Below are 23,800 nucleotides of genomic sequence, written 5' to 3'. Positions count from 1 at the left end.
GATTGCATGGACCTGTTGTCCGATGGCAAGACCATCCTGGTGACCTCGCGCTGGGCGCGCAAGCTGACCTTCATCGACACGGTGCAGGGCAAGGTCCTGCGCCAGGTGCCGGTGGGCAAATCCCCGCATGGGGTCTGGACGCTGGACCATGCGCCCCGTTGAGCGCCTGCGCCGTGCCCTGGCACCGTGCCTGCTGATCGCGGGCTCGGCAGGGGCATGGGCGGCACCGGCGGCCACCTGCACCAAGCCGGTCTACCTCACCTTCGATACCGGCCACATGGGCGTGGCGCCGCTGGTGGCGCAGGTGCTGGCGCGTCAGCAGATCCAGGCCACGTTTTTCCTGGCCAATGAGCGCACGCAGCCGGTGGCATCACGCCCGGCGGGCACCAGTCTGGATGAGCACTGGGCGCCCTGGTGGAAAGCGCTGGCACAGGCCGGGCATGATTTCGGATCGCATACCTGGGACCACATGGTCTGGCGTGGTGACCGCAGTGGGGCGCTGATCCTGCAGCCGACGGCGGGCCCGCAGACCGGTCAGCGCCTGAGCTTGAGCCCGGCGCAGTACTGCGAGGAGCTTGCTCGCAGTGCCCAGCGCTTCCAGGCTATGACGGGGCGGCCGATGCGGGCCCTGTTTCGTGCGCCCGGAGGCAAGACCTCACCTGCGCTCCTGAAGGCCGCCCGGCATTGCGGCTGGCACCATGTGCCCTGGACGACGGCCGGCTTTCTGGGCGATGAGCTGCCCAGTGACCGGTATCCCAATGCGCGGCTGCTCCAGCAGGCCCTGCGGGACATTCGCCCGGGGGACATCTTGCTGGCGCATCTGGGCATCTGGTCGCGCCAGGATCCCTGGGCGCCCGCCGTGCTGGAGCCTCTGATCGTGGGCCTGAAGGCGCGTGGTATGTGTTTTGCGACCTTGCGCGAGCATCCCGACTACCGCACGGTCGGTGATGCACCGGCCCCTCGACCCTGATGCCTGTGAATCCCCATGATTGACGAAGCCCTGAATCTCGTCTCCCAGCACTTCGACACCGCCCAGCAATGGCTGTTCGAAACCGTGGTGCAGCCTCTGGCGTTCGACCTGGGCTTGGGCAACCTCCTGGAAGATGCCTACAACGCCACTGGCTGGTTGCTGGTGGGCTTGCTGCAACTGGTGATCATGGTGGTGGTGTTTGGCGCGCTGGAGCGCTGGCGGCCGGTCGAGGCCGTCACAGATCGGCGGGCGGTGCGCGTCGACATGTTGTACTCGTTCATCCATCGCCTGGGGGTGTTTCGCCTGGTGATGTTCTTTTCCCTGGATCCGGTGATCGATGCCTTGTTTGGCTGGGCGCGTGTGCAGGGCGTGGATGGGATCCACCTGGACGCACTGGCGGCCCCGTGGTGGCCGGGGGTGAGTGACACGGCCTGGTTCAGTCTGGTGCTGTATCTGCTGGTGTTCGACTTCGTGGATTACTGGATTCACCGTGGGCAGCACGCCTCCAATGCCTGGTGGGCTCTGCACGCCGTGCACCACAGTCAGCGCCAGATGACCTTGTGGAGCGACAACCGCAACCACCTGCTCGACGATGTCATCCGCGCCTTGATCATCGCCGTGGTGGCGCGGGCCATCGGTGTGCCTCCGGGGCAGTTCGTGGCGGTGGTGGCCGTGACCTTGCTCATTGAAAGCCTGTCGCACGCCAACACGCGGCTGCGCCTGGGGAGCGTCATCGAGCGCCTGCTGGTGAGCCCGCGGTTCCATCGCGTGCACCATGCCATTGGCATCGGGCACGAGTCGCATGGGCCTGGCAGCCTGGGAGGGCACAACTTCGCGGTGCTCTTTCCGGTCTGGGACATCCTCTTTGGCACGGCGGATTTCCGCTCCCCCGTCGAATCCACCGGCATCCGCGATCAGTTGCCGGACCAGGGCGCGCGCGACTACGGGCGTGGATTCTGGGCTCAGCAGTGGCTGGGCCTCAAGCGCCTGCTGGCCTGAGTTCAGGGTCTTGCGTCAGTCCAGCAGCGGATTCCCCGCTGCTGCTGGCAAGATGGCGCCATGACTGGCACTTCATCACCTCTATCGAGCAGCTTGTGGCGGGCGCTGGCTTACGGCCTGCACCCCAGGATCATCTGGCTCTCGCTGTTGCCGCTGCTGCTCTCACTGGTGGTGCTCGGTGGGCTGGCCTGGTGGGGCTGGAGTGACGCGGTCACGGCACTGGCTTCGTCGCTGAACACCTGGCCCTGGCTGAGCACGCTGTTGTCCTGGTTGAACCAGTGGGGCGTGCCCGGAGCTTCTTCGGTGCTGGCCGCGATGCTGCTGCTCGCTCTGGTGGTGCCGGTGGTCGTGATCTCCTGCCTGCTGGTGGTGGCCACGCTGATGGCGCCCTCGGTGGTGCGGATGGTGGTGGCACGGCGCTTCCCGGATCTGGCGTCACGCCACCGTGCGCCCTGGTGGGCCTCGCTGGGCTGGTCCCTGGGGTCGACCGCTCTGGCGCTGGTGGTGATGCTGGTGTCCATGCCGCTGTGGTTCATTCCGCCGCTGGGTCTGATCTTGCCGCCGCTGATCTGGGGCTGGCTGACCTACCGCGTCATGGCGTTCGATATCCTGGCCGAGCACGCCACGCCTGAGGAGCGGACGCTCATCCTGCGTGAGCATCGCCCGTCCTTGCTGCTCATGGGGGTGATCACGGGCTATCTGGGCGCGGCGCCTTCCATGCTCTGGGCCATGGGTGCGCTGGCCGTGGTGCTGGCGCCGGTCATGATCGTGGCATCCCTGTGGATCTACACCTTCGTGTTCGTCTTTTCCTGTCTGTGGTTCGCCCACTACCTGCTGGAGGCCTTGCAGAACCTGCGCACCCGGCCGGTGGACCTGCCCCTGACCCCGCCATCTTCGGAGACTGCCCTGTCATGATCGGACTCATCATCATTGGCGACGAAATCCTCAGCGGACGTCGTCAGGACAAGCACCTGGCCAAGGCCATCGAACTGCTGTCGGAACGGGGCATGGCCCTGTCGTGGGCCCGTTATGTGGGGGACGAGCCTGAGCGCATCACCGCAGATCTGCGACATGCCTTTGATAGCGGCGATGTGGTGTTTTCCTTCGGGGGCATCGGCGCCACGCCGGACGATCACACCCGGGCCTGTGCGGCCCAGGCGCTGGGCCAACCCCTGGTGCTGCATCCCACGGCGCGCGAGCTGATCCTGGATCGCTGTCGCGAGATGGCCGAGCAGGAGGGGCAGCCTTTCGAGCCGGACTCCCAGGACACGCAGCGGCGTTTGCAGATGGGTGAGTTCCCCGTGGGCGCCGAGATCATTCCCAACCCCTACAACCGCATTCCCGGCTTCAGCTTGCAGGGACGGGTGCACTTCCTGCCCGGGTTTCCGGTGATGGCCTGGCCCATGATGGCCTGGGTGCTGGATCAGTGTCACCCGCAACTGCAAGGGCTTGGGCGCATGGCCGAGCACGCCGTGGTGGTCTATGGTGCCATCGAGTCCCATCTCACGCCCTTGATGGTGGAGATCGAGAGCCGCTTTGCCCCGGTGAAGGTGTTCAGCCTGCCCAGCGTGGACCATCCGGTGCATGGACGCCACATCGAGTTGGGGGTGAAGGGGCAGGGTGAGCAGGTGGGCGCGGCGTTCGATGCCTTGGTGCAAGGTCTGAACCAACTCGGTGCATCAATGGGCCCAACAATGGTGCGGTGACGATAGGCGCTACCATTGCGCACTCATTCGGTGCATTTTGAGTCTTTGCCTGGAGGTGCGAGGGAGTGCGGGGTTTCATCCGTTGAAATTCTCGACCCTCCAGCCGCGAAGGGGTGCCCGAGACAGTGCGAAAATATGGGGGCGCTCAAGGCGTCCCGTGTGAAGGGTGTGCATCGCTGTTGATCTCGGTCGCGGGTGGGCATGCTTTTCGCTATTACACTGCGCGCTGTTTCTGTTTTTGGAAACAGACTCGTTCCATTTCATTGCACATTCAAGCCTCTCGCTAGGAGCACCTGATGGCCAACAAGACCGTCGCTGACGTGATCAAAATGGTGAAGGACAACGAAGTCAAGTTCGTTGACTTCCGCTTCACCGATACCCGTGGCAAATCGCACCACACCACGGTGCCTGTCTCTCACTTCGACGAAGACAAGTTCAGCGAGGGCCACGCCTTTGACGGTTCGTCCATCGCCGGCTGGAAGGGTATCGAAGCATCCGACATGCTGCTGATGCCCGATCCCAACACCGCCAACATCGACCCGTTCTTTGAAGAGCCGACGCTGATCCTGACCTGCGACGTGATCGAGCCGCACGATGGCAAGGCCTATGAGCGCGATCCCCGCTCGCTGGCCAAGCGCGCTGAAGCCTATCTGAAGGCTTCCGGTCTGGGCGACACCGCCTTCTTCGGCCCTGAGCCCGAGTTCTTCGTGTTCGACTCCGTTCGCTGGAGCAACGACATGGGCCACACCTTCTTCAAGATCGAAGCAGAAGAAGGCGCCTGGAACACCGGCACCGAATACGAGCACGGCAACACCGGCTACCGTCCCACCGTCAAGGGCGGCTATTTCCCCGTGCCCCCGGTCGACTCCGGCCAGGACATGCGCTCGGAAATGTGCCTGATCCTCGAATCGCTGGGCATTCCCGTGGAAGTGCACCACCACGAAGTGGCCAACGCTGGCCAGATGGAAATCGGCACCAAGTTCAGCACGCTGACCGAGCGCGCTGACTGGCTGCAACTGCAAAAGTATGTGATCACGAACGTGGCCCATGCTTACGGCAAGACCGCCACCTTCATGCCCAAGCCCATCGTGGGCGACAACGGCTCCGGCATGCACGTTCACCAGTCCATCTGGAAGGACGGCCAGAACCTGTTCGCCGGTGACGGCTACGCCGGTCTGAGCGAATTCGCTCTGTACTACATCGGCGGCATCATCAAGCACGCCCGTGCCCTGAACGCCATCACCAACCCTGGCACCAACAGCTACAAGCGCCTGGTGCCTGGCTTCGAAGCCCCGGTGAAGCTGGCTTACTCGGCCAAGAACCGCTCGGCCTCGATCCGCATCCCTCACGTGGCCAACCCCAAGGGTCGCCGCATCGAGGCGCGTTTCCCCGATCCTTCGGCCAACCCCTATCTGGCCTTCTCGGCCCTGATGATGGCCGGTCTGGATGGCGTGGAAAACAAGATCCATCCGGGCGAAGCCGCCACCAAGGATCTGTACCATCTGCCGCCCGAAGAGGACGCACTGGTGCCGACCGTCTGCCACAGCCTGGACCAGGCTCTGGAGTATCTGGACAAGGACCGCGCGTTCCTGACCAAGGGTGGCGTGTTCACCGATGCCTACATCGATGCCTACATCGACCTGAAGATGCAGGAAGTGACCCGCTTCCGCATGGCCACGCACCCGGTCGAGTTCGACATGTACTACGCTCTGTGATCCACGTTCGCGTGGGGCACTCAGCCTGAAAAGGGGCGACGCAAGTCGCCCCTTTTTTCATGAAGGAGGCCTGCGTGAGGTGTCAGCCAGGGCTGGGCACGTTGCGTTGTGTAAACAGGTGTGGTGGGGCTGTCCCGCTGCAGGAGCTTGCAGGCATACTAGATCCATGAATCACGCTTTGACGATGAACGGTGCGGTGCGCTCGTGCCTGTGGGCGCTGTCGGCCTGTCTGCTCGCGGCTGCTGCGCAGGCGCAGGACAAGCCGGTGTACCGCTGCCCCGGCAATCTCTACACCGATGCCTTCTCACCCAAGGAGGCGGTGGCCAAGGGCTGCAAGACCCTGGAGGGTGCTCCCATCACCGTGATCCAGTCCCAGATGCCACGAACGCCCCCCAAGCCGGCGGCTTCGGGTGGGACATCGGGCGGTGATCAGGTCAGCTCCGATGCCCAGAAGGCCCGAGATGCCGATTCACGTCGCATCCTGGAGGCTGAACTCAAGAAGGAAGAGGGCGCGCTGGAGGCCCTTCATAAGGAATACAACAACGGTCAACCCGAGCGTCGGGGTGATGAGCGCAATGCTCAGAAGTACAACGATCGTGTGGCCGAGATGAAGAACGCCATCACCCGCAAGGAGGCTGACATTGCCTCCATCAAGCGCGAGTTGGCCAAGCTGCCCGTGGCCCCGCCACCCGTGACCCCATCCACTGCGAAATAAGGCCTGCTTCGACATGGAGATCCGCCATACCCCGTCGCTGGGCCGTCAGAACAGCGTGGCGCGTGGAGGCTCCAGGGCCGATCCCGAGGAGATCGCACGCCTGCTGCCACCCGGCCTGGAAGCCTTTGACCATCTGGCCACCATGGTGGCCGTGATCGAGCCCGATGGCCAGTGTCTGTTCACCAATGTGGCTTTCGAGGAAGAGTTGGGCCTGTCGCGCCGCAGCGTCCTGCGCGAATGCATCTTCGACTGGTTCGAGGAGCCTGCCCTGCTGCAGGACATCGTGGGATCCGTGGCGGCCAACGAATATGCCACCAGTCGCCTGGAGGCCTGCCTCAAGCGCCATCCCAATCTGTTTGCCGAGCCTTTGCCCGTGCAGGTGCTGGTGACCCGCATGGAGCATGGTGATCTGGTCGTGATCGAGCTGGTCGAGGTGGCGCAGCAGACCCGTCAGGAGCGCGAAGAGCGCGTTCTGGATCAGGTCCGGGCCAACAAGGAGCTGATCCGCAATCTGGCCCACGAGATCAAGAACCCCCTGGGGGGCATCCGGGGTTCGGCCCAGTTGCTGCAGATGGAGCTGGAGTCCAAGGCCCTGACCGAGTACACCCAGGTCATCATCCACGAGGCCGATCGCCTGCAGTCTCTGGTCGATCGTCTGCTGGCGCCGCATCGTCGGCCGCATCTGGTGGGCGACGTCAACATCCATGAAGTCTGCGAGCGTGTGCGCTCCCTGATCCTGGCCGAGTTCCCCAAGGGGCTCAAGGTCTGGCGTGATTACGACATCTCCTTGCCCGAGTTCCGGGGGGACCGTGAGCAGCTCATCCAGGCGGTGCTCAACATTGCGCACAACGCCGCGCAGGCCCTGGTCGATCGCATCGATGCCGGGGATGCACTGATCACTTTGCGTACGCGGGTGGCTCGCCGTGTCACGATCAACCGTCAGTTGCATCGCCTGGCACTGGTCTTGCATATTGAAGACAACGGCCCGGGTATTCCGGAGTCCCTGCGTGACCGCATTTTCTACCCGCTGGTGTCGGGTCGTGAAGGGGGTTCAGGCCTGGGGCTGACCCTGGCCCAAACCTTCGTTCAACAGCACCACGGCACCATCGAATGCGAGAGCGAGCCCGGCAAGACGGTCTTCAAGATCCTCATTCCCTTGCCATGAACGGGTGGCCCTCGCATCCCAGGATGTGTGTCACGGTGATTACGCTGACAGGCCGGCATGAAACCCATCTGGATCGTTGATGACGACCAATCCATCCGCTTTGTGCTTGAAAAGGCACTGGCGCGGGAAGACCTCCCTGTGCGCAGCTTCACGAATCCTCGTGATGTGCTGGCCGCGCTGGACGACGACGAGCCCCAGGTTCTGGTGTCCGACATCCGCATGCCCGGGGGCTCGGGGCTGGACCTGCTGACCAAGGTCAAGGAGCGCTGGCCTGGCTTGCCCGTCATCATCATGACGGCCTACTCGGATCTGGACTCGGCCGTGTCGTCCTTCCAGGGCGGTGCGTTCGAATACCTGCCCAAGCCTTTTGATCTGACCAAGGCCGTGGAGCTGATCCGCCGTGCCGTTGACGAAAGCGTCCGCGAGGATGTGGCCGACGAGCGTGCGCAGCAGATGCCCGAGATGCTGGGCCAGGCCCCGGCCATGCAGGATGTCTTCCGGGCGATCGGCCGACTCAGCCAGAGCAATGTGACGGTGCTGATCACCGGTGAGTCGGGCTCGGGCAAGGAGCTGGTGGCCCATGCGCTGCACAAGCACAGTCCGCGCGCCAACGGGCCTTTCGTGGCCATCAACACGGCGGCCATCCCCAAGGATCTGCTGGAGTCTGAACTCTTCGGGCATGAGCGGGGTGCCTTCACTGGTGCGCAGACCATGCGACGCGGCCGCTTCGAGCAGGCCGATGGCGGCACGCTCTTCCTCGATGAAATCGGGGACATGCCTTTTGACCTGCAGACACGCCTGCTGCGTGTGCTGTCGGACGGGCAGTTCTACCGCGTGGGCGGGCACCACCCAATCAAGTCCAATGTCCGTGTGATCGCGGCCACCCACCAGAACCTGGAAGAGCGTGTGCGCCAGGGCGCGTTCCGCGAGGACTTGTTCCACCGCCTGAACGTGATCCGTCTGCGTCTGCCGCCGCTGCGTGAGCGGCGCGAAGACATCGCCACCCTGGCGCGCTTTTTCCTGCAAAAGAGCGCCAAGGAGCTGGGGGTGGAGGCCAAGCGCATCTCCGAAGGGGCTCTGGCCCAACTGGTGTCCTTTGATTTCCCTGGCAATGTGCGTCAGCTGGAAAACATCTGCCACTGGCTGACCGTGATGGCGCCCGCGCAGGTGATCGAGGCCAAGGATCTGCCGCCCGAGTTGATGGGCCTGGCGCTGGTGGCCATGCCGGCAGGGGCCTTGCAGGCGGCGTCCAGCAGCCCCGAGGGCCAGGATGCGCTGGCGGCTCCCGTGTCCAGCGTGCCGGCTGCGGCCATTCCCAGTCGATTGATGGATGCGCCTGTGCCGGAGTCCTGGGGGCGCCCGGTGCCTGTGCCGGTCGTCGCTGCACCGACCAGCGGTGGCTGGCTAGGTGATCTGGAGCGCGAAGCGCGGGCCTTGCTGGATGCGGGGCAGGCGGATGTGTGGGATCACCTGACGCGGCAGTTCGAGGCTCGGCTCATCCACACGGCGCTGGACCTGACACGGGGGCGCCGCATCGAGGCAGCCCAGAAGCTGGGCATCGGTCGCAACACCATCACCCGCAAGATCCAGGAGCTGGGCATCGACGAGTGAGTCTGGATCATTGAGTTGGAGGGGCGAGCGTCCGATAATGAACGCTCAAGCCCCTTCCTCTTCGTGAGTCCAGATGCCCACTGCCCATCGCCTGCCCCATGAGTTCGTATGCCCTGACGGGCGGCGTGTGGTCCTGAGCCAGGCCGAGGACATCTGGCGCGCGGCCAATGACCGCTACCATCTGGTTCACGACTTCAAGCTGGGCGAGTTGCTGGTGCTCAATGGAGTGATCTCGCCCGAGCAGTTGCACGATGTGCTGGCCGCTCAGCAGCGGGGCGCCCATCGCCCGGTGGGGCGGCTCCTGCGTGAGCGGGGCTGGATCTCCGATGCCGACCTCAGCGTCGGGCTGGCGGCCACGGTGCACATGCCGGTGGTCGACTGCTCTGCCGTGCGCCCGGACAAGGATGCCTTGTCGGCGGTGCCGCGCGAGCTGGCCGGACGACACCAGGTGCTGCCCCTGATCCTGCGCCAGGGCACCCTGGTGGTGGCCATGGACGACCCCTGGGCGCGTCCGGTGCTCGATGAGCTGTGCTTTCTGACCAATCTGCGTGTGCTGACTGTCATGGCCGAGCCGGGTACGGTTGCCGAAGCCATCCAGAAGGCCTATGACGGCTTCAGGCCGGTCGTGCCAGGGCATCAGGATCACTCCATCCATCAACTGGCGGCCGAGTTGTCGGTCGAGGTGCCCGAGTCCGAGTCCGAGACCACCGATGTGATCACGGAGTCCAGCAGCGCGCTGGTGCGGCTGGTCAACACCATGATCGAGGATGCCGCCAAGCGCCACGCCTCGGACATTCACATCGAGACCACGGCACCGCAGACGCCGGTCAAGATCCGCTTCCGGATCGACGGTGTGCTGATGCCTTATCTGGAGCTGCCCCCCCGCTACCGCCATGCCCTCGTGGCGCGCATCAAGATCATGTCCGATCTGGACATTGCCGAGCACCGCAAGCCCCAGGACGGCAAGATCGATTTTTCCCGTTTCGGGCCCACGGCGATGGAGTTGCGCGTGGTGACGGTGCCCACCTCGCATGGGGTGGAGGACGTGGTCTTGCGTCTGCTGTCCGGTGCCAAGCCCCTGCCGCTGGACGACATCGGGCTCAATGCCTCCAATCTGCAGGCGCTGCGCCAGAGCTTCGCCAAGCCTTATGGCCTGATCCTGATTTGCGGGCCCACAGGCTGCGGCAAGACCACGACCTTGCACTCCGTGCTGCGTGAACTCAATACAGGGGACCGCAAGATCTGGACGGCCGAGGATCCCATCGAGATCACCCAGCCCGGCCTGTGTCAGGTGCAGGTCAACAGCCGCATCGGCTGGACCTTTGCCGCGGCCATGCGCACCTTTCTGCGCGCCGACCCGGACGTGGTCATGATTGGCGAGATGCGCGATGAGGAAACCGCCCGCATCGCCATCGAGGCCTCCCTGACCGGCCACTTGGTGCTGTCCACCCTGCACACCAATTCGGCGGCCGAGAGCATTGCGCGGCTGCTGGAGATGGGCATGGACCCCTTCAACTTCTCCGATTCGCTCCTGGCCGTGCTGGCGCAGCGTCTGGTGCGCCGTCTGTGTCCGGCTTGTCGGCAGAAGACCCTGGCCACGCCGGACGAGGTCGAGCAGATGGCCCGTGAATACCTGCGCTCAGGGCATCGGGAGATCACGGAGTCGGCCCGCGATGAGCTCCTGCGCCACTGGCATCAGGTCTATGGCGACGCCCAGGGACAGTTGTGGCTCTACCGGAAAAGTGCTTGCAAGGTCTGCGATGGGCGGGGTTACAAGGGCCGCATGGGCATCCATGAATTGCTGGTCAGCAACGACGACATCCGCCATCAGATCCGGCATCGGGCGTCGGCCACGGACATCCTGGCCTCGGCCTTGTCCACGCAGATGCTGACCCTGCGCCAGGATGGCATCGAGAAGGTCTGGGCAGGGTTGACCGATCTGTCGGAAGTGCTGGCCGCCACCAACACCTGAGGCCTCAGGGCTGGCGCAGGCGGGCCTGTTTGGCCAGCGGTGTCAGCTCGGCCTCGCTCAGAGTTTCGTGGGCCAGCAGCATCTGGGCGCCTTGTTCCAGCAGGTCTCGGCGTGCCTGTAGGGCTACCGTGGCACGCTGGAAAGCCGCATCGACCAGATGGCGCACCGACTCGTCGATCTGGCGGGCCGTGGCTTCGCTGTAGTTGCGCACCTGGCCAAAACCCGGCATGTGCGCCAGAAAATCTGCATGCTGACGCTCGTAGGCGACATGGCCCAGTTGGGCGTCCATGCCCAGGCGGGTGACCATCTCCAGCGCGATGTCGGTGGCCTTGGCCAGATCGTCGGTGGCGCCTGACGACACCTCTGCAAAGACCAGTTGTTCCGCAGCCCGCCCGGCCAGCAGCACGGTCATGCGGTTTTCCAGCTCGGTGCGGGTGGTCAGGTAGTGGTCCTCGGTGGGGCGCTGGATGGTGTAGCCCAGAGCACCAATGCCTCGGGGGATGATGGAGATCTTGTGCACCGGATCGACCCCGGGCAGGGACATGGCCAGCAGGGCATGGCCCATCTCGTGATACGCCACGGTCTTGCGCTCCTGGGCGCTGAGCACGCGCTGGCGTTTTTCCAGCCCGGCCACGATGCGCTCGATGGCGTTGGTGAAGTCGGCCTCTTCGACGGCCGCTGCATTGCGCCGGGTGGCCAGCAGGGCCGCCTCGTTGACCAGATTGGCCAGATCGGCGCCGGCAAAGCCCGGGGTGAGGGCGGCGATGGCATCGGGCTGCACATCGGGGCCCGTGGTGATCTTTCGGAGGTGGACCGACAGGATGTCGGCCCGGCCCAGGCGGTCCGGGCGGTCCACCAGCACCTGGCGGTCGAAGCGGCCGGCGCGCAGCAGGGCGGGGTCGAGCACCTCGGGGCGGTTGGTGGCCGCCAGGATGATGACGCCGACGCTGGCGTCAAAGCCATCCATCTCGGACAGCAGTTGATCCAGGGTCTGTTCCTTCTCGTCATGGCCGCCGCTGATGGGGCCGCTGCCGCGCGCCCGCCCCAGGGCATCGAGCTCGTCGATGAAGATGATGGCCGGTGCCGCCTGGCGGGCTTGTTCGAACAGGTCGCGCACCCGGGCGGCACCCACGCCCACGAACATCTCGACGAATTCGGAGCCGCTGATGGAGAAGAAGGGCACGCCTGCCTCACCTGCCATGGCACGCGCCAGCAAGGTCTTGCCGGTGCCTGGCGGGCCGATCAGCAGCACGCCCTTGGGCATGCGTGCGCCCAGGCGCCCATAGGACTGCGGATTGCGCAGAAAGTCGACCGATTCGCGCAACTCCTGCTTGGCTTCATCCACCCCGGCGACGTCGCTGAACTTCACGCCCACATCGGTCTCGGCGTAGACGCGTGCGCGGCTCTTGCCCACCGACATCATGCCGCCCAGCCCCCCGAAGCCACCGTCCTTCATGAGCCGGCGCGCCAGCACGTTCCACAGTGCAAAGAGCACCAATGCCGGCACGATCCAGGACAGCAGATCGCGCAGCAGGGTGTTTTCCACCACGCCTTCGAAGCGCACGTTGTGGGTGGCCAGCTCCTTGGCCAGGGCCGGGTCGACGCGGGTGCTGATGAAGCGGGTGCGGCCATCCGGGCGGGCCTGCTTGAACTCGCCTTCGATGAGGTTGTTGCTGATGCGCAGGCTGGCGATCTCGCCGGCCTGCACATGCTGCATCAGCTCGCTGTAGGGCAGGGGCTGGGTCTGGTGGGTGCCGACCCACAACTCGCGTATCCACATCAAGGACAGCAGCACGATGGCCAGGGTCCAGGGGTTGAGGGACCAGTGCGGTCGATGATCTGGCGGCGGGCTGCTGCCGGGAGACGGTGGTGGGGGCATGGTGGGGCCTCAGGTCTGCATGCGGCTGACGGTGGCGCGAAAGCGCATCAGCGCACCGGTGAAGAAGACGGTGCCGATCAGGGCGATGGCGGCAAATTGCGGCCACACGATGGACAGGCCGGCGCCGCGGTACAGGATGGCCTGTGCAAAGGTCACGAAATGGGTGGTGGGCGCGCCCAGCATGAGGGTGCGCACCAGCTCTGGCATGCTTTCACGGGGGGTGGCTCCACCCGAGAGCATCTCCAGGGGCAGCAGCACCAGGATCATCAGCAAGCCCAACTGCGGCATGGAGCGGGCCACGGTGCCCAGGTAGATGCCCATGGACGTGGTGGCAAACAGATGCAGGGCGCAGCCGGCCAGGAACAGCCCGGTCGAACCACTGACGGGCATGGCCAGTGCGCCCTGCAGCACGGCACTCAGTGCCACGGCGGTGGCCAGCAGAACCACCAGGCCCATGGACCAGACCTTGGCCAGCATGATTTCGAACGGGGTCAGCGGCAGGACCAGCAGGTGCTCGATCGTGCCGTGTTCGCGCTCGCGGATCAGGGCGGCGCCCGTGAGGATGATGGACAGCATCGTCACGTTGTTGATCAGCTCCATGGCGCCCATGAACCAGCGTTCGTCCAGCGTGGGGTTGAAGCGGTAGCGCAGGCTCAAGTCGACTGCCGGTGTCTGGACGAACCGCTCTCGCTGCACGTATTCCGCAATCTCGGCCAGGGCGATGGACTGGATGTAGCCCGCGCCGACGAAGGCCTGGCTCATCTGCGTGGCATCGACATTGAGCTGCAGCGCCGGGGATTTGCCGGCCAGCACATCACGCTGGAAGTCGGGTGGGATGTCCAGCACGAAGGTGTAACGCCCCTGGTCCATGCCGGCATCCATGGTCTGCAGGTCGATGTGGGCCGGCACCTTGAAGGTGGGTGGGTAGAAGGCGCTGACAATGCGTGCCGACATGGCGGACTGATCCTCGTCGACCACCGCCATCGGGGCTTTGTGCAGCCTGTCCGGCACACTGTGGGCGGCGGTGTAGAGCGCCCCGGTGAAGGCCCAGACCACGAAGATCAGCAGGAGCCGGTCGCGCCACAGGCTGCGCAGCTCCTTGATGCCCAGATGCCAGGCATGGTTCAGTGATCGGCTGAGGGGCCTCATCGGTCCTGCTTCCTCAACAAGACCGCGCTGAGCAGGGTCAAGGCCGGGATGATCAGCAGCAGCGGGATGAAGTAGGGCCACAGATCGGCCAGGCCCAGCGCCTTGGAGTACACGCCACGGCTGATGATCAGGAAGGGGCCGGTGGGGTAGATGCGGCCCATCAGGGCGGCGCCGCCCTCCAGGGACGACACGGGGTTGATGATGCCGGAGAACTGGATGGCCGGCAGCATGGTGGCCAGGGCGGTGCCGAAGATGGCCGAGATCTGGCTGTGTGTGAAGGTGGACATCAGCAGGCCCAGACCCGTGGCGGCCGTCACGTAGAGCAGGGCGCCCGCGAACAGGGTCCAGAAACTGCCTTTGAGCGGCACCTCGAACATCCAGATGGCCATGGCGGTCATCAACAGGAAGTTGATCATGCCCGCGGCGATGTAGGGCAGCTGTTTGCCCACCAGGAACTCCAGGCGCGTCACCGGGGTGACGTAGAGGTTGATGATCGAGCCCAGTTCCTTTTCCCGCACGACGCCCAGGGCGGCCAGCATGGAGGGGATGAAGATCAGCAGGATGGGGATCACCGCCGGCACCATGGCGATGATGCTGCGCACCTCCGGGTTGTAGCGGTAGCGGACCTCGACCTGCGCCAGGGCACGCACCTGCCCCAGGGTCTGTGCCTGGCGCTCGGCCAGGTAGCTGGCATGCAGGCCCTGCACATAACCGGCGACGGTTTCCGATCGCTGCGGCATGGCGCCGTCCACCCAGGCCCCGACCTCGGTGGGGCGCCCGCGCAGCAGGTCCTGGCCAAAGCCGGGGGGGATCTCGATCGCCAGGCTCAGCTCGCCATTGCGCATGCGGCGATCCAGGTCGGCGTCATCTTTCAGGGGCGCCTGCTCCAGGAAGTAGGGCGAGCCCGACAGGTGCAGCGTGTAGGCGCGGCTGGCGGGGGTCTGGTCGCGGTCCAGCACGGCATAACGCAGGTCTTGCACGTCCATGCTGATGCCATAACCCATGATGAGCATCAGCAGCACGGTGCCCAGCAAGGCCATGGTCAGGCGAATGGGGTCATGCAGCAGCTCCAGTGCCTCGCGCCGGGCGTAGCTCAGCAGGCGCAGCAGGCTGAAGCGCGTGCTGCGGGGGGGCGTCGGGTGGCTGGCTGGCGAGACCGCCGGGGGCGCCTCGCCGGGAGGTGTCACCGAGCCTCCTTGAGCCTGTTGCAGGTGCGCAATGAAGGCATCTTCCAGGCTGGCGTGGCCGCCCTGGGCCACCAGGGCCTCGGGGGTGTCGCTGGCCAGCACACGGCCCGCATGCATCAGGGAGATGCGGTCGCAGCGCTGCGCCTCGTTCATGAAGTGGGTGGAGATGAACAGCGTCACCCCGTCCTGACGGGACAGGCGGATCATCAGGGCCCAGAACTGATCTCGGGCGATGGGATCGACTCCGGACGTCGGCTCATCCAGGATCAGCAGATCGGGCTTGTGCACCACCGCGACGGCCAGGGACAGGCGTTGGCGCACGCCCAGGGGCAGCTTGTCAGGCCAGTCGTCGGCCACGCCCACCAGGTCGAAGGTCTCGAGCATCTCCTGCACACGCGCGGGCAGGATCTCGGGCGGCACATGGAAGAGGCGGGCATGCAGGTCCAGGTTCTGGCGCACCGTCAGCTCGCTGTAGAGCGAAAAGCCCTGGGACATGTAGCCCACGCGCTTGCGCACCTCCAGGTCGCGTGCATCCACGGGCCGTCCGAACAGTGTGGCCTGCCCCTCGGTGGGTGGCAGCAGCCCGGTCAGCATCTTCATGGTCGTGGTCTTGCCGCAGCCATTGGAGCCCAGGAAGCCGAAGATCTCGCCACGGCGGATGCGAAAGCTCACGCCATCGACGGCCGTGAAGTCGCTAAAGCGGCAGGTCAGGTCCCGGGCTTCGATGGCGATGTCGTCGTCCGCATGGGCCCGGGGGGGCAGCACCAAGGCCTGATGTTCCCCACGGCGCGCATCGGGCAACAAGGCGATGAAGGCCGTCTCCAGCGTGGTGCAGGCTGTGCGCGCCTTGAGCTCGGTCGGGCTGCCCACGGCCAGGATGCGGCCGCCATCCATGGCGATCAGGTGATCGAAGCGTTCGGCCTCGTCCATGTAGGCGGTGGCCACGATCACGCTCATGCCGGGGCGGCGGTGGCGGATGCGCTCGATCAACTCCCAAAACTGGCGCCGCGACAGCGGGTCGACCCCCGTGGTGGGTTCGTCCAGGATCAGCAGGTCCGGGTCATGGATGAGCGCGCAGCACAGGCCGAGCTTTTGCTTCATGCCCCCGGACAGCTTGCCCGCCGGGCGGTCGGCAAAGGGCGCCAGGCCCGTGCTGTCCAGCAACTCCTGGATGCGTGCCTGGCGTTCCTGGCGGGCTTGCCCGAACAGGCGGGCGAAAAAGTCCACGTTGTCCCACACGGACAAGGTGGCGTAGAGGTTTTTGCCCAGCCCCTGGGGCATGTAGGCGATGCGAGGGCAGCGCTCCCGGCGATCGCCGGCTCGGGCCATGTCGCCACCCAGGACCTGCACTTGCCCGTCCTGGATCTGACGCGCTCCGGCCATCAGGGCCAGCAGGGTGGATTTGCCCACGCCGTCCGGACCGATCAGGGCCACCATGCGGCCCCCCGGAATCGACAGGCTCACATCCTCCAGCGCCGCCACCTTTTGATAGCGATGGCTCAAGCCCGTGACCGTGACCACGGGGGGCTGGAGGGTGTGGTGATCGAGGCCGGGCTTCACGGGATGACGTGGCGCAGGTCAGCGGCTGGCGGCAGACGCACTGGCGGGTGCCTCGGCGGGCAGCGCGATGGCCAGCTTGTCAGGCCAGGCCTGTTGCGGATCGATGCGGACATAGGCCATGCCGGGCATGCCTGTCTTGACCTGGGTGCGATGGCGGGCCAGCAACTGGGGGTCGACCTGGGCCCGGATCTTGAAGACCATCTTCTGGCGCTCGGAGGTGGTCTCGACGGTCTTGGGGGTGAACTGCGCCACGCTGGCCACAAAGGACACCTTGGCCGGAATCACGAACTGCGGCGCGGCGTCGAGCACCAGCCGTGCTTCTGCGCCGATGGCCACGCGGCCGGCGGCGGTTTCCGGCAGGAAGAAGGTCATGTAGACGTCGCTGAGGTCGACCAGGGACAGCACACGACCGCCGGCGCCCAGGACCTCGCCCGGGCGGGCGGACAGCAGTTGCACCCGGCCAGCGCGGGGGGCACGCAGCGCCGTGTCGTTCATGTCGGCCTGGATGCGGGCCTGAACGGCCTGTGCCGTCTCGATGGCCGAATCGGCTTCGATCAGTTGCGAGCGGGTGGCCAGCACGGCGGCGCGGGCCTCCGCCACCTGGGACTGGGCTGCGCTCAGGGCGGCTTTGACGCGTTGCGTCTGGGCCTGTGCCTCATCGAGCTTCTGGGGGGGCAGAAAGCCCTTGCCCACCAGATCCCGGGCGCGTTGCAGCTCCTTGAGGGCCAGCGATTGCTCGGCCTGGCGTTGGGCCACCAGGGCCTGGGCGGTGAGGACGGATTGTTCCCGCTGTGCCAGCAGGGCCGAGCCGGTGACCCGGGCGTTGCGTGCCTGAGTGACCTGTGCGGCGGCCCGGTTCAGGTCGGCCTGCAGCGTTTGCGTGTCCATGGTGGCCAGCACCTGTCCGGCCTCGACGAAGTCGCCCTCCTGAACCCGCACGTCCTGAAGTCGCCCGCCCGAGCGGGTCGCCACATCGATGTCGGTGGCCTCCAGTCGGCCATTGCCGCTGGCGATGCCTTCGGGCAGCCCGGCTGGCTTCAGACGTGTCCAGGCCTGCCAGGCCCCGACGCCCACCGCAGCAAGCAGAGCGATGGTCACCAGGCGGGCCAGCCGCGAGCGAGTCGAAACAGAAGGGGTGTTCATGGCCATGATGCGGTGCAGCAAAGATACGGATTGTTTGTATCACGAGCCGGTGCTCCTGAGGGTGCGGCGGCGCAAGCCGCTGTGCCGACGCCACGGAACCTTTGGCCTGCCCCTCTACACTCAACAGCTTGTGTCACGAAGCAGATCCTCATGTCAGCACGTCAGCGATTGATGACCTCCTGGCGCCCCCTGGGTGCTCCTGGTGTTCCTTCCCGCCTGCAGGCCGCCTGCCTGGTCTTGTGTCTGTCTCTTCAATGGGCGGGCCCCGCCTGGGCAGCCAAAGCCGACACGCCTCGTGCCGCGTTGAGCAGCGCCTCAGCCCTTCAAGCGGTTGTTTCGGTCGAGGGCGTCAGCGAGTACCGTCTGCCCAATGGCTTGCAGATCCTGCTGATCCCCGACGATTCCAAGCCCACCACCACGGTCAACGTGACCTACCGCGTGGGCTCGCGTCATGAAAACTACGGGCAGACCGGCATGGCCCACCTGCTGGAGCACCTGCTGTTCAAGGGCTCTCCTCGCCATCCCAATGTGTGGGGCGAGTTCAACAAGCGGGGCCTGCGCGCCAATGGCACGACCTGGTTCGATCGCACCAATTACTTCGCCAGCTTTGCCGCCAATGACGACAATCTGCGCTGGTATCTGGCCTGGCAGGCCGATGCCATGGTCAACAGCTTCATCGCACGGCGCGACCTGGACACCGAGATGACGGTGGTGCGCAACGAGATGGAGATGGGCGAGAACGACCCGGGGCGCATCCTTTTCGAAAAGACCCTGGCCACCATGTATCAGTGGCACAACTACGGCAAGTCCACCATCGGCGCACGCACGGATGTGGAAGGGGTGGACATCGGCCAGCTCCAGGCTTTTTACCGCCAGCACTATCAGCCAGACAACGCCACCCTGATCGTGTCGGGCAAGTTTGATCCTGCCAAGGTCAAGGGCTGGATCGCACAGTCCTTCGGCGCCATTCCCAAGGCCAAGACCCGTCCGGCACCCCAGTACACGCTGGACCCTGTTCAAGATGGCGAGCGCACCGTGACCTTGCGACGGGTCGGGGGCACGCCCCTGCTGTATGCGGGCTACCACGTCATGCCCGGCGCGCACCCGGATTACGCCGCCGTCGAGTTGCTGGGCCTGATCCTGGCCGATACGCCCTCGGGACGCCTGCACAAGCAGTTGACCGAAAAGCAACTGGCGGCAGCGGTGTTCAGCTTTTCCGAAGGCCTGGCCGATCCCGGCTTCATGCTCCTGGGTGCCCAGCTGGGTCCACAGCAGGATGCGGATCCCGCCTCCCGGGCGCTGCTCTCGGTGATCGAGTCGGTGGCGCAGCAGCCCATCACCGCAGACGAACTGGCCCGTGCCAAGGCCAAGTGGCTCAACAGCTGGGAGCAGGGCTTTGCCGATCCCCAGCACGTGGGCGTGGCGCTGTCCGACGCGGTGGCGCAAGGCGACTGGCGTCTCTTTTTCCTCTTGCGTGACCGCGTCAAGGCCATCTCCCTGGCCGATGTCCAGCGCGTGGCCTCCCAGGTGCTGGTGCCCTCCAACCGGACCCTGGGTCAGTACGTGCCCACGGTGGCGCCTGCGCGTGCGCCAGCACCGGCCCGCGTCGACGTGGCCGCCACGCTCAAGGATTTCAAGCCCCAGGGGCAGGCAGCTCAGGTGGAGGCCTTTGACGCCAGCCCGGCCAATATCGACGTGCGGACACGCCGCCTGACGATCGAGCCTGGCGTCAAGCTGGCCCTGCTGCCCAAGGGCACGCGTGGTCAGGTGGTCAAGGCCACGATGAGCTTGCGCTTTGGTGACGAACACTCGCTCAAGGGCTGGGGCGAGGCGCCCGCTGTGCTGGCCGCCCTGCTGGACAAGGGCACGCCCTCACTCAGCCGCCAGCAGATCCAGGATCGCCTGGATGCCCTGCAATCGAGCGTGTCCTTCTCCGCAGGCGCAGGGCAGTTGAACGTGTCGATCGACTCGCGGCGCGAGCACCTCAACGAGGTGATCACCCTGGTCACCCAGATGCTGCGCGAGCCCACGCTGCCTGCGGAGGTTCTGGAAGAAGTCCGCCGGCAGGCCCTGGCGGGCCTGGAGGAGCAGCGCAAGGAGCCCGAGGCCGTGCTGGACAACGCCCTGTCACGTCATGGCAATCCCTATCCCCGTGGCGATGTGCGGTACGCCCGCACCTTCGATGAGATCGAGGCCGACTGGAAGGCCGTGACCATCGAGCGCGTGCGCGAGTTCCATCGGCAGTTCCTGGGGGCCTCGAATGCCGAGTTCGCAGCCGTGGGTGACTTCGATCCCGCTGCGCTGCAGCAGGCCCTCACGCAGGGCTTGCAGGGCTGGCGCAGCCCCGGGGCCTATGTCAGGGTGCCGGAGCCCTGGGTGGACGTGCCGGCCCTGCACACGGTATTGCCGACCCCGGACAAACAAAATGCCACCATGACGGTGTTGCAGTCTCTGCCCCTGAGCGACCGTGACGCCGATTACCCCGCGCTCATGCTGGCCAATCATTTGCTGGGCTCGGGTGGAGATTCGCGGCTGTGGAATCGCATCCGCGAAAAGGATGGCCTGTCCTACAGCGTGTACAGCACCGTGCAATGGAACCCGATCGAGCGTCATTCTCAGTGGATGGCCACGGCCATCTTTGCCCCGCAGAATCGTGACAAGGTCGAAAAGGCGTTCGCGGAGGAAGTCCAGCGTGCGCTGACACAAGGCTTTACACAGGCTGAAATGGACGCAGGCCGCAAGGGGCTGCTGAATTTCCGGCGTCTGTCGAGAGCGCAGGATGCTCGCCTGGCAGGGGCCTGGGTCAGCAATCTCTATCTGCAACGCACGTTTGCAGATTCGGCGCGTGTGGACGAGGCCCTGCAGGCCTTGACGCTGGAGCAGGTCAATCAGGCCTTGCGCCGCTACCTCAAGCCCGCACAGTTTGTGACCGGGCTGGCCGGGGATTTCAAGACCACGGCACCTTGAAAAGAAAAAAACCGCAGGGCCATGGTGATGGCACTGCGGTTTTGGAAGTGAATCCGCCCGGTCAGGGGAAGGGATTCACAAAGGGGATGTCAGATGGCAAAGTCTTCGAGCTTCTTGCCCGAGGCCAGCGCAGCTTGAATCCACTTGGGCTGCAGGCCACGGCCGGTCCAGGTTTCACCGGTGGCGTTGTTGCGGAACTTGGGAGCCACCTTGCGGCCCGCTGCTGCGGAGGGGGCCTTGCCAGCCTTGCCACCCAGGTCGGCCACGGTCAGGCCATGCTCGGTCATCAGCGACTTGATCTGGGCGATCACACCAGCGCGCTCGGCACGACGAGCGTCGGACAGGGCCTTTTCGAGTTCGGCGGCTTGTTTTTCCAGGGCGGCCTTTTGGGCCAGCAGATCCTGATAAGTGGTCATCGTGAATGTCCTTTGAGTGAGAGTGACTACGTCGTTTCCAGTGCGTGAATCTGAAGGCCTGTTGAGAGGCTGACCGCTTGTTTTGAATGTAGGTCGAATCACGAACTGAGCAGTTGCGTGAGGCGCATTTTATACACAAATGAAATGCCTCTGCAATTGAGCATGTGTATCCCGGTTAATCGGACTGTAATTGCCTGGCTCAAGAAACATAAAAAAACCCGGCCAAGGGCCGGGTGATGGATGGGGCCTGGGGGTGGACGATTATCGATATCCGACCTTGTCCAGCAGTTGCTGAACGCGTGCCGTATTCATTCCCACCACGGAAATGGGGATGACTTCGGACTTGAAGTTGCCCATGGCATCCAGAGCGGGGTTATTGATCTTGAGGCCCTTGACCACGGCATATTCATTGTTGCCATTGGCAAAGTAGCCCTGGGCGCTGTCGCTGGCCAGATACTCCAGAAACTTGACGGCCGCCTCGCGATGACGGGCATGGCGAGCCACGGCGCCTCCCGCGATATTCACGTGAGTGCCCCAGCTTTGCTGATTGGGAAACACCACGCCCACACGTTCGACGGCGCTGCGGTCTTCCGGCTTGCCCGAGCGCATCATGCGTGCCAGGTAATAGGTGTTGGTCAGGCCGATGGCGCACTCGCCACTGGCCACGGCCTTGATCTGGTCGGTGTCGCCGCCCTTGGGGTCGCGTGCCATGTTGTCGACCACGCCCTTGAGCCAGGCTTCTGTCTGAGCGGGCCCCATGTGTTCCAGCAGGGATCCGAACAGCGAGAGGTTGTAGGGGTGCGAGCCCGAGCGTGTGCAGACCTTGCCTTTGTTCTTGGGGTTGGCCAGCGACTCGTAGGTGCTGACGTCCCCCTTGCTCACACTGGCCTTGTTGTAGACGATGACGCGTGCGCGGGTCGAGAAGCCGAACCACTGAGGGCCCTTGCCATCGTCCTTGCCGCGCAGCTGTGCAGGGATGCGTTGCTCCAGTGTGGCGGACTTGACGGGCTGGAACAGACCGTCCACCTCGGCGCGCCACAGCCGTGCGGCGTCCACCAGCAGGATCACATCGGCGGGGCTGGCAGCGCCTTCGCTCTTGAGACGGGCGAGCAGGCCGGCGTCGTCGGCATCCACACGGTTGATCTTGATGCCGGTGGCCTTGGTGAAGTTGTCGTAGAGCGCCTGGTCGGTCTGGTAATGCCGGGCCGAATACAGGTTCAGCACCTGCTCGTCATCGGCATGGGCACCGCCCGCCATGGCCAGCGTCGCCAGCAGGGTCGCGCAGGGCAGGGCAGCGCGGCGCATGGTGAGTGAGAAATGCGAGCGTAGGCGGGTCAGCATGACGAGATCCTCGAGTCAAAGATGAGCTCATCATATCAAATACGAATAATTCGTATTTGTGTGTGCGGAGTAAAGACCTCAGTTGTTGCTGCCACGCACAGCCTGAGCCACGGCCTGTCCCAACTCGATCACGGCGAGGGCGTAGTAGCTGGACTGGTTGTAGCGGGTGATGGCGTAGAAGTTGTCGGTGCCGGCCACATAGGTCGGGGCGGCATCGGCGTTGTAAAGCAGGACCAGGGCCAGCTTGCCCTCATGGCTTTGGCCCGGGGCGTCCAGCAAGGCGCCATATTGCTGCATCTGGGGGGCGGTGAAGGTGGGCAGGATGTCAGGCGCCAGCAAGGTGCCCAGGGCAGATTCGTCCTTGGGGGGGATCACGGCATAGTGGGTGGGCAGGTCCTTGCGCCAGCCGCTACGGGCCAGGTAATGGGCCACACTGCCAATGGCGTCTGCAGGGCTGTTGCGCAGGTCGATGTGGCCGTCGCCGTCGAAGTCGACCGCCAGTCGCCGGATGGAACTGGGCATGAATTGCGGCAGGCCGATGGCGCCGGCGTAGGAGCCCAGCACGGTGGTGGGGTCGTCACGCTGCTCGGCGCACAGGCGCAGGAACTGGCCAAGCTCTTCCTGGAAGAAGGCGCTGCGGTCACTGCGTCCCTTGGGGAAGTCCAGGCTGAGCGTGCTCAGGGCGTCCAGCACGCGGAAATTGCCGGTGTTGCGCCCGTAGATGGTCTCCACGCCGATGACCCCGGCGATGACCTCCATGGGGACACCATAGGTGTCTTGCGCGCGTCGCAGCGTGGCTTCGTGGGTGCGCCAGAAGTTGACGCCCGCGCGGATGCGCAGGGGTTCGATGAAGCGGCTGCGGTAGAGCGCCCAGTTCTTCGCGGCGGGGCTGGCCGCCGGCATGATCAGCTTGGCCACGGCGTCGCTGACCTGTGCCTGCGCCAGCACCGAGCGCACCCACTGCTCATCGAGCTGCTGCTGCTGTGCCAGCTTGGTGGCCAGGGCCCGGGCATCTTCGCGAAACGCATAGCTGTTGGGCAAGGGGCTCACCGGCAGGGGCAGCGCCTGCGGGCTCAGACGCGGCGTGATGGCCTGTGCCACGGCCGGTGTGGCATCGTTGTCCGCGGGGATGGCGATGCTGACCACGGGGGCGGGAGGAGGCACCTGTGGCGTGCTGCTGCAGCCGCCCAGCGCCATCAGGCAGGCCAGGACACTCAGGCACAAAGCGGTCCGGCGGGACGTGGGGCGCGCGCCTGGCGCGTGGGCGGTGGCCGGAAACGGCAGAAGCATGGTCAGGTTCTCGAC

General features: G+C 65.2%; 18 protein-coding genes. 11 read left to right on the top strand and 7 right to left on the bottom strand.

Features of this window, described 5'->3' with window-relative positions:
* From VFW84_RS00550 to VFW84_RS00505, 10 genes are all read left to right on the top strand, one after another.
* A partial coding sequence (locus VFW84_RS00550) for a YncE family protein (RefSeq protein WP_414638843.1) occupies nucleotides 1-162 on the top strand: 162 nt, incomplete at its 5' end.
* Nucleotides 149-970, top strand: a complete 822-nt coding sequence (locus VFW84_RS00545; RefSeq protein WP_329678470.1) for a polysaccharide deacetylase family protein — start codon at nucleotides 149-151, stop codon at nucleotides 968-970. The genes VFW84_RS00550 and VFW84_RS00545, both read left to right, overlap by 14 nt.
* A 30-nt stretch (nucleotides 971-1,000) precedes the next feature.
* Entirely contained in the window at nucleotides 1,001-1,969 is a 969-nt protein-coding gene (locus VFW84_RS00540; protein WP_414638842.1) for a sterol desaturase family protein, read from the top strand.
* A 60-nt stretch (nucleotides 1,970-2,029) separates the two neighbouring features.
* Nucleotides 2,030-2,884 carry an EI24 domain-containing protein gene (locus tag VFW84_RS00535; protein ID WP_329678468.1) on the top strand — a complete coding sequence of 285 codons (855 nt, stop codon included), beginning with the start codon at nucleotides 2,030-2,032 and terminating at the stop codon, nucleotides 2,882-2,884.
* Complete coding sequence (locus tag VFW84_RS00530) at nucleotides 2,881-3,675, top strand: competence/damage-inducible protein A (RefSeq protein ID WP_329678467.1); 795 nt, start codon at nucleotides 2,881-2,883, stop codon at nucleotides 3,673-3,675. The genes VFW84_RS00535 and VFW84_RS00530 overlap by 4 nt, the downstream gene beginning before the upstream one ends.
* A 296-nt stretch (nucleotides 3,676-3,971) precedes the next feature.
* On the top strand, nucleotides 3,972-5,390 hold the full coding sequence (glnA, locus tag VFW84_RS00525; RefSeq protein WP_329678466.1) for a type I glutamate--ammonia ligase: 1,419 nt from the start codon (nucleotides 3,972-3,974) through the stop codon (nucleotides 5,388-5,390).
* A gap of 166 nt (nucleotides 5,391-5,556) precedes the next feature.
* Nucleotides 5,557-6,105: a hypothetical protein gene (locus tag VFW84_RS00520; RefSeq protein WP_329678465.1), complete on the top strand. Its 549-nt coding sequence runs from the start codon at nucleotides 5,557-5,559 to the stop codon at nucleotides 6,103-6,105.
* 13 nt (nucleotides 6,106-6,118) lie between these two features.
* Complete coding sequence (glnL, locus tag VFW84_RS00515) at nucleotides 6,119-7,270, top strand: nitrogen regulation protein NR(II) (RefSeq protein WP_329678464.1); 1,152 nt, start codon at nucleotides 6,119-6,121, stop codon at nucleotides 7,268-7,270.
* A gap of 57 nt (nucleotides 7,271-7,327) precedes the next feature.
* The gene (ntrC, locus tag VFW84_RS00510; RefSeq protein ID WP_329678463.1) at nucleotides 7,328-8,881 is read left to right on the top strand and encodes a nitrogen regulation protein NR(I); all 1,554 of its coding nucleotides are present in this window, start codon (nucleotides 7,328-7,330) and stop codon (nucleotides 8,879-8,881) included.
* 73 nt (nucleotides 8,882-8,954) lie between these two features.
* Complete coding sequence (locus tag VFW84_RS00505) at nucleotides 8,955-10,853, top strand: GspE/PulE family protein (RefSeq protein WP_329678462.1); 1,899 nt, start codon at nucleotides 8,955-8,957, stop codon at nucleotides 10,851-10,853.
* 4 nt (nucleotides 10,854-10,857) lie between these two features.
* Here the strand turns inward: VFW84_RS00505 and ftsH are convergent, their stop codons facing one another.
* Genes ftsH through VFW84_RS00485 form a run of 4 tightly spaced genes read right to left on the bottom strand, consistent with a single transcriptional unit; the run spans nucleotide 10,858 to nucleotide 17,771 of the window.
* Nucleotides 10,858-12,732, bottom strand: a complete 1,875-nt coding sequence (gene ftsH, locus VFW84_RS00500) for an ATP-dependent zinc metalloprotease FtsH (protein WP_329678461.1) — start codon at nucleotides 12,730-12,732, stop codon at nucleotides 10,858-10,860.
* 9 nt (nucleotides 12,733-12,741) lie between these two features.
* Nucleotides 12,742-13,881 carry an ABC transporter permease gene (locus tag VFW84_RS00495; protein WP_329678460.1) on the bottom strand — a complete coding sequence of 380 codons (1,140 nt, stop codon included), beginning with the start codon at nucleotides 13,879-13,881 and terminating at the stop codon, nucleotides 12,742-12,744.
* Nucleotides 13,878-16,628 carry a ribosome-associated ATPase/putative transporter RbbA gene (gene rbbA / locus VFW84_RS00490; RefSeq protein WP_329678459.1) on the bottom strand — a complete coding sequence of 917 codons (2,751 nt, stop codon included), beginning with the start codon at nucleotides 16,626-16,628 and terminating at the stop codon, nucleotides 13,878-13,880. The genes VFW84_RS00495 and rbbA overlap by 4 nt, the downstream gene beginning before the upstream one ends.
* Nucleotides 16,629-16,646: 18 nt before the next feature.
* Nucleotides 16,647-17,771, bottom strand: coding sequence for an HlyD family secretion protein (locus tag VFW84_RS00485; protein ID WP_329678458.1), 1,125 nt, complete (start codon nucleotides 17,769-17,771; stop codon nucleotides 16,647-16,649).
* A 150-nt stretch (nucleotides 17,772-17,921) separates the two neighbouring features.
* On the opposite strand from VFW84_RS00485, the gene VFW84_RS00480 reads away from it, so the two are divergent.
* Nucleotides 17,922-20,738 (top strand): pitrilysin family protein, encoded by a 2,817-nt coding sequence (locus VFW84_RS00480; RefSeq protein WP_329678457.1) that lies wholly within the window; start codon nucleotides 17,922-17,924, stop codon nucleotides 20,736-20,738.
* An 89-nt stretch (nucleotides 20,739-20,827) separates the two neighbouring features.
* Here VFW84_RS00480 and VFW84_RS00475 read toward each other — a convergent pair whose 3' ends face one another.
* The 3 genes from VFW84_RS00475 to mltB form a co-directional block, all read right to left on the bottom strand.
* Nucleotides 20,828-21,154 carry an H-NS histone family protein gene (locus VFW84_RS00475; protein WP_329678456.1) on the bottom strand — a complete coding sequence of 109 codons (327 nt, stop codon included), beginning with the start codon at nucleotides 21,152-21,154 and terminating at the stop codon, nucleotides 20,828-20,830.
* A 261-nt stretch (nucleotides 21,155-21,415) separates the two neighbouring features.
* Complete coding sequence (locus VFW84_RS00470) at nucleotides 21,416-22,459, bottom strand: Fe(3+) ABC transporter substrate-binding protein (RefSeq protein WP_414638841.1); 1,044 nt, start codon at nucleotides 22,457-22,459, stop codon at nucleotides 21,416-21,418.
* Between the two features lie 114 nt (nucleotides 22,460-22,573).
* Nucleotides 22,574-23,785, bottom strand: coding sequence for a lytic murein transglycosylase B (gene mltB, locus VFW84_RS00465; protein WP_329678455.1), 1,212 nt, complete (start codon nucleotides 23,783-23,785; stop codon nucleotides 22,574-22,576).
* Between the last annotated feature and the right edge of the window lie 15 nt (nucleotides 23,786-23,800).

Origin of the sequence: Aquabacterium sp. (assembly GCF_036279655.1) — a bacterium.
GTDB lineage: Bacteria > Pseudomonadota > Gammaproteobacteria > Burkholderiales > Burkholderiaceae_C > Aquabacterium.
Note: the sequence above shows the minus strand (reverse complement) of the source record. Positions and strands in the feature narration are given on the sequence as shown.